11 protein-coding genes and 1 tRNA gene are annotated in these 12,836 nt (G+C 61.7%); 4 read left to right on the top strand and 8 right to left on the bottom strand.

The features are described from left to right. Positions 1 to 2: 2 nt before the first annotated feature. The 7 genes from R2669_RS06540 to R2669_RS06570 all read right to left on the bottom strand — a co-directional run bounded on the left by R2669_RS06540 (position 3) and on the right by R2669_RS06570 (position 8,161). Positions 3 to 1,511 (bottom strand): SpoVR family protein, encoded by a 1,509-nt coding sequence (locus tag R2669_RS06540; protein WP_147213837.1) that lies wholly within the window; start codon positions 1,509 to 1,511, stop codon positions 3 to 5. Positions 1,512 to 1,625: 114 nt separating this feature from the next. Continuing rightward, entirely contained in the window at positions 1,626 to 2,888 is a 1,263-nt protein-coding gene (locus R2669_RS06545) for a YeaH/YhbH family protein (protein WP_316899302.1), read from the bottom strand. A 54-nt stretch (positions 2,889 to 2,942) separates the two neighbouring features. Beyond that, positions 2,943 to 4,865, bottom strand: coding sequence for a PrkA family serine protein kinase (locus R2669_RS06550; RefSeq protein ID WP_004634293.1), 1,923 nt, complete (start codon positions 4,863 to 4,865; stop codon positions 2,943 to 2,945). A 669-nt stretch (positions 4,866 to 5,534) separates the two neighbouring features. Then, positions 5,535 to 5,609 (bottom strand) — tRNA-Val (locus tag R2669_RS06555). Between the two features lie 71 nt (positions 5,610 to 5,680). Continuing rightward, positions 5,681 to 6,406 (bottom strand): DNA polymerase III subunit epsilon, encoded by a 726-nt coding sequence (gene dnaQ, locus R2669_RS06560; RefSeq protein ID WP_316899304.1) that lies wholly within the window; start codon positions 6,404 to 6,406, stop codon positions 5,681 to 5,683. A 25-nt stretch (positions 6,407 to 6,431) separates the two neighbouring features. Then, complete coding sequence (gene purU / locus R2669_RS06565) at positions 6,432 to 7,298, bottom strand: formyltetrahydrofolate deformylase (RefSeq protein ID WP_147213840.1); 867 nt, start codon at positions 7,296 to 7,298, stop codon at positions 6,432 to 6,434. Positions 7,299 to 7,306: 8 nt separating this feature from the next. Further along, positions 7,307 to 8,161 (bottom strand): NUDIX hydrolase, encoded by an 855-nt coding sequence (locus tag R2669_RS06570; RefSeq protein WP_316899306.1) that lies wholly within the window; start codon positions 8,159 to 8,161, stop codon positions 7,307 to 7,309. 104 nt (positions 8,162 to 8,265) lie between these two features. Here R2669_RS06570 and R2669_RS06575 point away from each other — a divergent pair, with 104 nt between their 5' ends. Beyond that, entirely contained in the window at positions 8,266 to 8,661 is a 396-nt protein-coding gene (locus R2669_RS06575; protein WP_316873423.1) for a hypothetical protein, read from the top strand. Between the two features lie 26 nt (positions 8,662 to 8,687). Here R2669_RS06575 and R2669_RS06580 read toward each other — a convergent pair whose 3' ends face one another. Next, complete coding sequence (locus tag R2669_RS06580) at positions 8,688 to 9,248, bottom strand: hypothetical protein (RefSeq protein WP_316899308.1); 561 nt, start codon at positions 9,246 to 9,248, stop codon at positions 8,688 to 8,690. A 262-nt stretch (positions 9,249 to 9,510) separates the two neighbouring features. Here R2669_RS06580 and lpxO point away from each other — a divergent pair, with 262 nt between their 5' ends. The 3 genes from lpxO to R2669_RS06595 all read left to right on the top strand — a co-directional run bounded on the left by lpxO (position 9,511) and on the right by R2669_RS06595 (position 12,706). Beyond that, on the top strand, positions 9,511 to 10,413 hold the full coding sequence (gene lpxO, locus R2669_RS06585) for a lipid A hydroxylase LpxO (RefSeq protein WP_232040357.1): 903 nt from the start codon (positions 9,511 to 9,513) through the stop codon (positions 10,411 to 10,413). Between the two features lie 314 nt (positions 10,414 to 10,727). Then, positions 10,728 to 11,345, top strand: coding sequence for a BPSL1445 family SYLF domain-containing lipoprotein (locus R2669_RS06590; RefSeq protein WP_147213845.1), 618 nt, complete (start codon positions 10,728 to 10,730; stop codon positions 11,343 to 11,345). Positions 11,346 to 11,554: 209 nt separating this feature from the next. Next, entirely contained in the window at positions 11,555 to 12,706 is a 1,152-nt protein-coding gene (locus tag R2669_RS06595; protein ID WP_316899309.1) for an ABC transporter substrate-binding protein, read from the top strand. The last annotated feature ends 130 nt before the right edge of the window (positions 12,707 to 12,836 follow it).

The following is a 12,836-nucleotide window of genomic DNA, read 5'->3' on the forward strand; positions in this document are numbered from 1 at the left end:
GGCTAGTCAGGCTTGCACTCGTGCTTCATCTCGCGTCGGCCGTCTTCATAGACCACCTCCAGCCGGCATGTGAAGCCCCACAGGCGCACGACGTGCCGCAGCATCTCTTCGTAGTTCGGTCCAAGCGGCCGGCGGTTGCTTTGCAGGTGGCGCAGCGTCAATGAGCGATCCCCGCCTACGTCGACGTTGGTCACCTGGATATTGGGCTCGATGTTCGACAGGTCGTACTGCCCTGCCAGCAACTCGCGGATCTTGCGGTAGCCATCGTCGTCGTGGATTGCGGTGACGCGCAGCCTCGCGTCGCGGTCGTCATCGAGCACCGAGAACAGCTTCAACTCGCGGATCACGCGAGGGGACAGGAACTGCAGCAGGAAGCTCTCGTCCTTGAAGTTGCGCATGGCGAAGTCGAGCGTCTTCTGCCAGTCGCTGCCGGCAATCTCGGGGGCCCAGCGGTAGTCCTCTTCCTCAGGAGATTCGCAAATGCGGCGGATGTCCTGGAACATCAGGAAACCGAGCGTGTACGGATTCAGGCCGCTGTAGTACGGGCTGTTGAACGGCGGCTGGTAGATCACGTTGGTATGCGCCTGCAGCAGCTCGAGCATGAAGGCGTCATTGACGAGCTTCTCGTCGTACAGCTTGTGCAGGATGGTGTAGTGCCAGAAGGTGGCCCAACCTTCGTTCATCACCTTGGTCTGCCGCTGCGGGTAGAAGTACTGCGCGATCTTGCGCACGATGCGCACGATCTCTCGTTGCCACGGCTGCAACTTGGGCGCGTTCTTCTCGATGAAGTACAGGAGGTTCTCTTCCGGCTCGGGCGGGAATTGCGGCTCCGGCTCCGGCACGTCGTCGGCCGTCGCCAGCGCGCGTGTCCGGTGCGTGGGCAGCGTGCGCCACAGGTCGTTCACCTGCGCTTCGAGGTATTTCTCGCGCTCCGCCTGACGGGCCTGCTCTTCATTGATCGACAGCTTCTTCGGCCGCCGATAACGATCGACCCCGTAGTTCTGCAATGCGTGGCAGGAGTCGAGCAGCAGTTCCACCTCCTGCTCGCCATAGCGCTGCTCGCATTCGGCCACGTAGTTCTTAGCGAAGAGCAGGTAGTCGACTATGGCGTCGGCGTTCGTCCACGTGCGGAAGAGGTAGTTGCCTTTGAAAAAGGAGTTGTGGCCATAGCAGGCATGCGCGATCGTCAGCGCCTGCATCGGCATCGTGTTCTCCTCCATCAGGTAGGCGATGCAGGGGTTCGAATTGATGACGATCTCGTAGGCCAGCCCCATCAGGCCGCGCTGGTAGCCGCGTTCGGATGCCAGGAAGTGCTTGCCGTACGACCAATGGTTGTAGCCCAGCGGCAAGCCGGACGACGCGTAGGCGTCGAGCATCTGCTCGGCGGTGATGATCTCGATCTGGTTCGGATACGTGTCCAGACCGAAGTCTGCGGCAATCTGGGCGATGCTTTGGTCGTAGCGCCTGATCAGCTCGAAGGTCCATTCCGAGCCCGTAGATAGGTAGGCCATGCTCGTTCCCGTTGGTCCATCACACAGGGTCACAGGTGGCGTGCTCGCCATGGCTCACGCTGCCACTGCACAGCGGTGCCGAGCCGGAGCAACCTGCTGCTGCCCAATCAGCGATCAGGCGGCGCGCTTCTGAAACAGCTCGTGCAGCACCGGATAGATTTCATCCGCCTTGAGAATGCGCTGCATTGCGAAGTTCTCGTGCCCGGCCTTCAACGTAAGATACTCCTCCCACAGGTTCTGCGGCTCCGTGGAGACCACCTCGACATAGGCGTAATACTGCGTCAGCGGCAGGATCGACTCGCGCAAGATCTTGGCGCACAGCTCCGAGTCGCCCGCCCAGTTATCGCCGTCCGAAGCCTGCGCGCAATAGATGTTCCATTGGCTTGGCGAATAGCGCTCCTGAATCACTTCCGCCATCAGTTTGAGTGCGCTCGACACGACAGTGCCGCCCGACTCGCGTGAGTGGAAAAAATCCTCTTCGTCCACCTCCTTGGCCACGGTGTGGTGACGGATGAAGACGACGTCGATGCGTTCGTAGTTCCGCTTCAGGAACAGATAGAGCAGCATGAAGAAACGCTTGGCCAAGTCCTTGCGCGATTCGTCCATCGAGCCGGACACGTCCATCACGCAGAACATCACCGCCTGCGCCTGCGGTCGCTTGCGCAGGACGCGATTGTTGTAGCGCAGGTCGAGCTTTTCGATGAACGGCACGCGATCAAGGCACGAGCGCAGATGGCGCATCTCCTTCATCAGCTCTTGCGCGCATACGCTGTAAGGGCCGTCGTTTTCCAGTTCTTCGTTGTACTCGCGTTCCAACTCGTGCAGGCGGCGCTGATACGGGCTGGACAACGCGATACGGCGACCGAGCGAGCTGCGCATCGTGCGCAGAATCGACAGGTTGGACGGTGTGCCATCGAGCGAGAAACCCGCGCGCACTTTGCGCACCTCGGCGATCTTGGCCAGGCTGCGCTTGGCAAGATCGGGCAACGCCATGTCTTCGAAGAAGAAGTTGAGAAAGTCCTCGCGCGAGAGCGTGAAGATGAAATCGTCTTCGCCCTCGCCCGAGTCGCTGGCCTGCGAGCCAGAGCCGCCACTGCCCTGCTGCGGGCGATCGAAGCTGTCGCCGCGAATGAACTCCTTGTTGCCCGGGTGGACGCCCTCGCGGCGCCCGCCCGAGCCGTGGTGGAACATGGGCTCCGAGATGTCCTTGACGGGAATGGACACCTGCCCGCTCTGCTCGATGTCCATGATCTTGCGGCCCGTCACGGCCTTGGCCACCGCGCGGCGGATTTGGTCTCGGTAACGCTTGATGAAGCGTTGCTTGTTGACGGTGCTCTTGCCGCCACCGTTCTCCCGCCGATCAATGATCGTGCCCATGTAACTGCCCTCGATTGGAAGTTCGCTGGGTGTCCTTGCCCTCTCGTGATCTCCTTAAGATGACTTCCTGACGCGCAGATACCACTCCACCAGCAAGCGGACCTGCTTCTGGGTGTAGCCCTTCTCCACCATGCGGTTGACGAAGTTCTCGTGCTTTTCCTTGTCGTCGTGCGACGACTTGGCATTGAACGAGATCACGGGCAGCAAATCTTCCGTGGTCGAGAACATCCGCTTCTCGATCACCGCGCGCAACTTCTCGTAGCTCGTCCAGACCGGGTTCTTGCCCCCGTTCTTGGCCCGCGCCCGCAGCACGAAATTGACGATCTCGTTGCGGAAGTCCTTCGGGTTCGAAATGCCCGCCGGTTTTTCCACCTTTTCCAGCTCGTCGTTCAACGCACTGCGATCAAGAATCTCGCCGGTGTTCGGATCGCGATATTCCTGGTCCTGGATCCAAAGGTCGGCAAACACCACGTAGCGATCGAAGATGTTCTGCCCGTACTCGGAGTAGGACTCCAGATACGATGTCTGAATCTCCTTGCCGATGAACTCCACGTACGGCGACGTGAGGTACTCCTTGATATAGGACATCAGCTTGGATTCCGTCTCCGGTGGGAACTGCTCGCGCTCGATCTGCTGCTCGAGCACGTACAGCAAGTGCACCGGATTGGCCGCCACTTCCGTCCCATCGAAGTTGAAGACCTTCGAGAGCACCTTGAACGCAAAGCGCGTCGACAAGCCCGTCATGCCCTCGTCGATGCCGGCAAAGTCGCGGTATTCCTGATACGACTTCGCTTTCGGGTCGACATCCTTCAGGCTCTCGCCGTCGTACACGCGCATCTTCGAGAAGATGTTGGAATTCTCGGGCTCCTTGATGCGCGTGAGCACCGCGAACTGCGCCATCATCTTCAGCGTGTTCGGCGCGCAGGGCGCCGCCGCGAGCGAGCTGTTACGCAGCAGCTTGTCGTAGATCTTCACCTCGTCCGACACGCGCAGGCAGTACGGCACCTTGACGATGTAGATCCGATCAAGAAACGCCTCGTTGTTGCGATCCGACTTGAAGCTCTGCCACTCCGCCTCGTTCGAGTGGGCAAGGATGACGCCATCGAACGGAATTGCGCCAAAACCCTCCGTGCCCTTGTAGTTGCCTTCCTGCGTGGCAGTCAGCAGCGGGTGCAACACCTTGATCGGCGCCTTGAACATCTCGACGAACTCGAGCAGCCCGCGGTTGGCCAGGCACAGCCCGCCCGAATACGAATACGCATCCGGATCGTCCTGCGGATAGTCCTCCAGCTTGCGGATGTCGACCTTTCCGACCAGCGACGAAATATCCTGATTGTTTTCGTCGCCCGGCTCGGTCTTGGAGATCGCAATCTGCGACAACACCGAAGGATGCAGCTTCACCACGCGGAAACGCGTGATATCGCCATTGAACTCGTGCAGCCGCTTGACCGCCCACGGCGAAGCGATCGAGTTCAGATAGCGTCTCGGGATACCGTAGTCTTCCTCCAGGATCTTGCCGTCTTCCTCGGGCGAGAACAGCCCAAGCGGGGACTCGTGTATCGGCGAGCCCTTCAGTGCGTAGATGGGGATCTGCTCCATCAACGACTTCAACTTCTCGGCAAGCGAGGATTTGCCGCCGCCCGGAGGCCCGAGCAGGTAAAGGATCTGTTTGCGTTCCTCAAGGCCCTGCGCGGCATGTTTGAAGAAGGAGACGATCTGCTCGATCGTGTCTTCCATGCCGTAGAACTCCCGGAAGGCCGGGTAGATCTTGATGACCTTGTTGAAGAACAATCGTGACAGCCGAGGATCGTGGTGGGTGTCCACCAGTTCAGGCTGACCAATCGCGGTGAGCATGCGCTCGGCGGCAGTCGCATAGGCGGTCGAGTCTTTTTTGCAGATATCCAGATACTCCTGGATGCTGTACTCGTCCTCTTTGCGAGCTTCAAAACGCGTTGCGTAGTGGCGGAAAATATCCATATCTCCCCCGTAGATTTCTTCCCTACTCCACACCAACAAGCGAGAGCCAGGCTAGTTCTTGCGTGCGTTGCTGATTCCACTGTAGACGAATCACCGATGATCACAAGAACGGTTGACGACCTGGAACGGTGCACAACACGTCGCGATTGCGTTAGCGCTCGACTGCATCAAGTGCTAAACGAACCTTGCACGATGCATCAGCCCATGCACCACGACGGTCGGCTACACCGAGCACAGCAGAAAGCGTACCCATGACATCCGCCGCGCGCTCGCAGGTTGGTACGTAACCGATCGGCGCGAGTTCCCGCGCGCACGCCCATTACAGGAGGGGGATATCCCTGCATTTCAGCGCGGCGCCAACCGTGATAACGCAGAGATGCGCATGGCACCGGCCTGGGGCGGTACGTTTGTAGCGGCAGCTTTTCTCGTCGTGACGCAACAACGCATTGTGCAAAGTATTGGACGAAATGCGTTTCCGACCCAGTCGCGCACCCGCCGTCCGGCGGAAGGATGGAGACGGATCGACGGGAGGTGTCTCTTTTTTGCGCCAGCGGGAAAGTTTTGCCGGACGTTTCGGACGAGCGTTCGGGAAAGGCCGCACAGAGAGCGGACAAAGAAAAAGGCCCTCGGCGTTTGCCTGAGGGCCTTTTAAGCGATTTCTCGCCAGTTTGGTGGGTGGTACAGGGATTGAACCTGTGACCCCTGCCGTGTGAAGGCAGTGCTCTACCGCTGAGCTAACCACCCGAATGCGGTGAAAACGAGATTATGGCGAAAAGGCGCGGCCGTGTAAATACCCTGGCTGCACATTTTTTTGATCAGGCAGCCGGCGCAGCTTCCACAGCCTCGCGCGTCCAGACGGTTTTGCCGCCGCTGGCCTTGTCGATCTCCTTCAGCACACTTGCGTGCGCCTCGGCCTCGGCTTCGGTCGCCAGCAGCACCGGCAGTTGCAGCGCGCTCAGATCAACGGCGACGGCTTCGGCCGATGCGCCCTCGCCCGACTCCAGCATGTCGATCACCAGCGTGTTCTGGCCGCGCGTCATGGCGAGGTAGACCTCGGCCAGCAGTTCCGCATCCAGCAATGCGCCGTGCAGCGTACGGTGCGCGTTGCTGACGCCCAGACGGTCGCACAGCGCATCGAGCGAGTTGCGCTTGCCGGGGAACATCTGGCGCGCCTCGCGCAGCGTGTCGATATGGCCCGACAGGTGCTCGCGGAAGGGCGGCAGGCCGAGGCGCTGGAATTCCATGTCCAGGAAGCCCAGGTCGAACGCGGCGTTGTGGATGATCGCCTCGGCGCCCTGCACGTAGTCGCGGATCTCGTCGACGATCTCGGCAAACTTCGGCTTGTCGGCCACGAACTCGTTGGTGATGCCGTGCACGGCCATCGCGCCCGCGTCGATCTCGCGCTCGGGGTTGATGTAGAAGTGCAGGTTGCGGCCGGTCAGGCGGCGGTTGACCATCTCCACGCAGCCGATTTCGATCACGCGGTCGCCGGTGGCGGCATTCAGGCCGGTGGTTTCGGTATCGAGAATGATCTGTCGCATCGCGCGCTCCCCTACTCTGACTGGATTACTTGAAGACGACGGTCTTGTGGCCGTTGAGCAGGATGCGGTGTTCCGCATGCCACTTCACGGCACGGGCCAGCGCCACGCATTCCACGTCGCGGCCCACGGCGGTGAGCTGTTCCGGGTCCATGCTGTGGTCCACGCGTTCGATTTCCTGCTCGATGATCGGGCCTTCGTCCAGATCGGCCGTCACGTAATGGGCTGTTGCACCAATCAGCTTCACACCGCGCTCGTGCGCCTGGTAATACGGCTTGGCGCCCTTGAAGCTCGGCAGGAACGAATGGTGGATGTTGATGGCGCGGCCTTCCAGCTTGCGGCACAGATCGTCGGAAAGAATCTGCATATAGCGCGCGAGCACCACCAGGTCGATCTGCTGCTCCTGCGCGATTTCCCAGATGCGGGCTTCCTGCTGGGCCTTCTGCGCGTCCGTCGCCTGCAGCAACGGCAAATGCATGAACGGCACGTCGTACGACGCCGCCAGCTGATAGAAATCGCGGTGATTCGAAACGATGGCCGCAATCTCGATCGGCAGCTGGCCTGCGCGGGCGCGGAACAGCAGGTCGTTCAGGCAATGGCCAATCTTCGAGACCAGAATCATCACGCGCGGCTTGACCGCCGCGTCGAACATGCCCCACTGCATGGAGAAACGTTCGCCGATGGGCGCAAAGCGGTCACGCAGGGCGGCAAGGTCCAGCGGCTGGCCCTGCGGCACAAAATGCACGCGCATGAAGAAACGGCCCGTGAATTCGTCGCCGAACTGGTCCGAATCGAGAATATTGCAGCCTTGCTCGAACAGCAGACCCGACACGGCGTGGACGATGCCGGGCTGGTCCGGGCACGACAAGGTGAGAATGAAACCGGAGTGACTCATGAAGCGTTTTATGTATTGTTGTCGGGCGCAAACCGCTGTGGCGTAGGGGACGAGCCCAGCCGCGCCAGGGCGTCGAGGGTGACGAGCGTCGCGTCGACCGTCATCGCGAAGTCCGCCATGATATCAAGCGCCGCGTCGCGGCTGGCACGCAAGTGGCCGGCGACCTCTCCGTCCTGATTGGCGGGGACGAAGCTGTCCGGCAGCGTCAGGTCAAAGGCGAACAACGTTTCGCACTGGATGCCTTCGGGCACTTCGCGCAGCACATCCAGCGTGCCGCACGGCACCAGCTGCGCAGCCAGGTCGGCGCCGATGCCCGCCTCTTCCCAGCATTCCTTCTCCAGCGCGCCGCGTGCACCGAAGCCATGACCGATGCCGCCGGCGACAAGGTTGTCCCACATGCCGGGGTCGATCGGCTTGGTTTCGGCGCGGCGGGCCAGCCAGAGCGCCGGCCCGGCGTCATCCGCGCCGGCAATCAGGCCGTTCATGTGTGCGGCATAGGTCCGAATACCGAAGAAACGCGCGGCGGCGCGCTCGATCAGCGCCAGCGTGGGCGTACCCCAGCCGGTGTTGACGGCGAAACGCTCGTCGCGCCAACCCCGCACGTGGCCATCTTCGGCAAGGCGCGCGATGACTTCGGCCAGCGCTGCGGTGCGGGCGGCCTCGTTGCCGAGCGCCTCCCGCAAATCGACCCGCTGCGCCGATACGTCGAACCACTGCGGCCAACGCGCAAGCAGCGACGCGCGCTCCCGGCTCAGCCAGCCGACGCGTTGTCCGGCAACAATCCACGGGATCAGCGCGTCGGCATGGAACGCGTTCCGGGCCGCGAGCCCATCCCGAATGCGCTGGATGCGCAGGTCCGTCATGTCGGCGCCCCACAATGTCGGGCGTGCATTGTGCTTTCCGTGCAGCACGGGTCGCGCGATAATGCGCCGTTAATACAAGCCGTCATCAGACTGGAGAAACAAGGATGGATGAAATCGACGAGCTGTCGGATCTGCCGACCCCGCGCTTTATCTGGGGCTTCGCCATTGCCGTCACACCGTCCGGCGAAGTGTCGCACGATGAATTCGAATATCTGACGCACACCCGCACACCGCGCTTCACCTGCCGCGTGGTCGAACTCGAAGACGCCCCTGCCGAGCCCGAAGACGAAGGCGACATCGACGGCCGCATCGTCCACTTCGACAACCCGAAGCGGATGTTCTACATCACCGACCTGGGCCTGGCCCTGATGAACTTCACCCTGTTCGACAAGGTGGATAACAAGTCCAAGCTGAAGAACGCCTGCGACCAGGCCATCGCCGACTGGCTCACCCGCCGCGATTTTCTCGACTCCGAACCCGACGAAGACGATGACGATTGAGCCGGATCGCTTGATCGCATGATCATTCAGTCCTGACCGGCTGCACCGGCATCCTCGGCAAAGCACAGGTCGGTCAGGCGCACATCGGCATAGGCGCGCCCAGCGTCCAGCAATGCCGAAACTTGCGCCTTCACCCGCTCCTTCTGAGCGCGCAACGCACGTGGCGGCACGGTCGAATCCTGCCCGGTGTGGTGCAGATACAGCATCTTGTAGGTGAGTTGGCTCACCATCCACTGCCGCAGCACGCGACGCCGGCCGGCATGGTCGGCTTCCAATCCATCGATTTGTCCGAGCAACGCAGAAAACGCCCGCGCGAGGCTTGCCGGCTCCGCGACATCGCCGGCGATGCAACGCTCGGCCAGGGCGCGCGCTTGCGCGGGTGACATGGCGTCGTCCGTTTCTACGAAGCGATCCTTGGCCGGTTCCGGGCGCGGCGCAGCAGGCCGGCTTGCCAGTCGGGTGGACACCGCGGACAACGCTTCCTGGGCGCGGCGGATGGACGCCTCCAGCGATTCCGCACTGCCCGGCGCGATGCCAATGGTGGTCGGCATGTCGCTGGATTCTTCGTCGCGTTTTTTGACGTCCATCGCTCCCTCCGGTGATCGCCCGTAACCAGGGGGCCTGGTGGACGAAAACGGAATTGTAGAACGCGACGCACATTTCGCGACAAATCGACACAAACGTTCCATATTACGAAGACACCGCAAACGATAACGTGGCGTCACAAAACCACGGTGCTCTGTTGGCAGGCATATACGCGGCGCGGTCTCGCCACGGGTAAAATGCCGGATTGCGCTGACAGCGCATGCACTCAATTGCTGACCGCCTTCGCGCGGCAAGGAAATCGCCTTGATCAAGTGGATTATCGTGGCCCTCTATCTGGGCTCCATTCTGTACGTGCACTTTCGCGGCAAGGTGCGCCTGAAATTCTGGCGCCAGATGTTCGACCACTCGGCCGTGGTCGCGCCGGTCAATTGCTTCATGTACGCGTTTTCCGGCGTACCGCAGACGCCGTATGTGCCGGTCGAACGCTTTCCGGATCTGGAAAAGCTGCAGGCCGCGTGGCCGCAGATCCGCGACGAGGGCCTGGCGCTCATCAACCTGCGTAAGATCAAGGCCGCCGAGAAAAACGACGATGCCGGCTTCAACTCGTTCTTCAAGAATGGCTGGAAGCGCTTCTACCTGAAGTGGTACGAAGCGCATCACCCTTCAGCCGAACAGCTCTGCCCGCAGACGGTCGCGCTGCTGCGCGATCTGCCCAGCGTGAAGGCGGCGATGTTTGCCGAGCTGCCGCCGGGCGGCAAGCTGAACCCGCACCGTGATCCGTTTGCCGGCTCGCTGCGCTATCACCTGGGCCTGTCTACGCCCAACGACGACCGATGCTTCATCGAAGTCGACGGCGAGCGCCACAGCTGGCGCGACGGCCAGGGCGTCGTCTTTGACGAGACCTATCTTCACTGGGCCGAAAACGCCTCCGACAAGGACCGCCTGATCCTCTTCTGCGATATCGAACGTCCGATGAAATTCGGCTGGGCGCAGCGCATCAACAAATGGCTGGGCCGCAAGGTCATGACCGCCGCCAGCTCGCCCAACGACGACGGCGACCAGACCGGCGGTATCAACAAGCTGTTCCGCTATGTGTGGGTGATGGGCCAGTACCGCCGACGCTTCAAGGCGTGGAACCGCAAGGTCTATTACGTGGTGAAGTTCGGCCTGATCATTGGCGTGGCAGCGTTGATCATCTGGATCTGACCGCTGATCCTGCGCGTCTCCTGCATGCACGAAGAACCGGCCTGAAGCGCCGGTTTTTTGTTGCGCGTGAAAAAGGCGACTCACATTGCAGTCGGCTTGCGTTTTTACAAAGCCGTGAAGCAAAAGCGCCACATGCGGCACAAATCTCGCCTAATGTCAGGAATTGAGCGCTCCGGCGCTTATGCGATATGGCGGGCACGCCGCTTGCTCCACCTTGGTCGACACCCTTGCCCAGCGCATGGGACCGAGTCAGAGCCGGGATGCGTGTGTGCCTGTGTCCCTCGTCAACAACAAAGACAGTGAGATCGATCGCCATGAAAAAGAACCTCATCAGCCGCCAGACCCTCGTCACCCGCGCCGCCGCCCTTGCTGCTGTCGCACTGCTCGGTACCCAGATCGCGGCCTGTACCACGACCAGCCCGAATGCGCAGGGCTCCGACGTAATGTCGTCGACCAACAAGCACGCCACCACCAATTCGCAAGCGGATTCCGTGCTGTCACGCCTGTACACCACGGCCAATGGCTCGCGTGACCTGGTTGCGCGCGCCAAGGGCGTGCTGGTCTTCCCATCGGTGCTGAACGCCGGCTTCGTGGTGGGCGGCCAGTACGGCGAAGGCGTGCTGCGCACCGGCGGCGGCCGTCCGCTGGGCTACTACAACATCGCGTCGGCGTCAGTGGGCTTCCAGGCCGGCGCGCAATCGCGTGCGCTCATCATTCTGTTCATGACGGACGAAGCGCTGCAGAAATTCCAGAACAGCCAAGGCTGGACGGCCGGCGTCGATGCCACCGTGGCGCTGGCAAAGATCGGCGCGAACGGCGCGGTCGATACCAACACCGCCCAGCAGCCGATCATCGGCTTCAACCTGACCAACGCGGGCCTGATGGCCGGCGCATCGATCGAAGGCACGAAGATCACGAAGCAGAACAACTGACCGGCGCTTCGCTGAACGCCAATGCCGCCGTCTCGCACGGCGGTTTTTTTTGCCCGAATCCCGCATCCAGCGTTGTGGCAATGTTGCAGCCCTAGGGAAATCCGGAGGGGCGGCGCGGAGCTTCTCGGCTAGCATCGTGCGGCCGATGTTGCGGTGCGCTGCCGTATCGGCACAAGACAAAACAATCACCCAAAAAAAAAGGGGGAGACATGACAGGTCGCAACACCGCCTTGCGCGGCGCCATTGTATGCGCATGGCTGTCGGGGCTGTTGCTGGCATCTGGCCACACGATGGCCGAGCCGGGCGTCACCGACACCAAGATCATCATCGGCCAGACGGCGGGCTTCACGGGTCCCGCCGGCGAACAGGTCCAGGAGATGACGCAGGGCGCCAAGCTTTATCTCGATGCCGTGAACCGCGGGGGCGGCGTGAATGGGCGCAAGATCGAGTTGATCTCGGAAGACGACGCCTTCGATGCGGCAGCCTCAAAGAAACACGCGCACGCACTGCTGGTCGACAAGCAGGTCTTTGCCCTCTTCCTGCCGCGCGGCACCCCGAATACCGAGGCGATCATGACGGAGGCGCGTCCGCTCGGCGTGCCGGTGGTGGCGCCGTCCACCGGTGCCTCAACGTTCTTCGATCAGCCCGACCCGCTGCTCTTCGTGGTACGCGCAAAATACCAGGCTGAGATTGCCGAGCTGGTGCATTACTTCGACACGCTCGGCCTGCGCCGCCTGGCGCTCGTGAACGTGAACGACACCTTCGGCAAGGACACCGAGATCGGCTTCAACAACGCCACGAAAAAGCTCCCCGCCGACGCGCACAGCATCCTCACCGTCGACCGCCTGAAACCGGATATCGCCAAGGCAGCCGCAGACGTCGGCAAGTTCGCACCACAAGCGGTGATCCTGGCCTGTCCGGGCACGACGGCGCGCGCAATGATCGAGGCGCTCAACAAGCAAGGCACGGTGACGCAGATTGCCGCACTGTCCAACAACGCCGGTCTGGCCTTTGCGAAATCGCTGGGGGCGCTGGGGCGCGGCGTGGTGGTTTCGCAAGTCATGCCCTCCCCTGTGCGCTCGACTTCGTTGCTGGGCCGAGAGTTGGCATCCAGCGCGAAGGCGGCCGGGGTGACGCCGTCGTACGCCATGATGGAAGGCTACGCCGCCGCGCGTGTGCTGGTCGAAGGGCTCAAGCGCGCGGGCAGGTCACCCACGCGAGCCAGCTTTGTCTCGGGGCTGGAATCAGCCGGCACGATCGACCTTGGCGGGTTGGAAGTCCGCTACGGCCCGAACCTGCGCAAGGGGTCGAACTATGTCGAGCTGACGGTGATTGGGCCGAACGGCACCTTCGTCAAATAGACGCGCGCTGCGCCGCAGCCTGCCTCGGCAGTGGTTACACCGCGGGACATAGCGGTTGCCAGCGCAAAACGCATGAGTACATAAGAAAATACTATTTGGAAATCGCATACTGCCTCTACCAGAATGCACG

Origin of the sequence: Ralstonia edaphi (assembly GCF_958350185.1) — a bacterium.
Classification (GTDB): Bacteria; Pseudomonadota; Gammaproteobacteria; order Burkholderiales; family Burkholderiaceae; genus Ralstonia; species Ralstonia edaphi.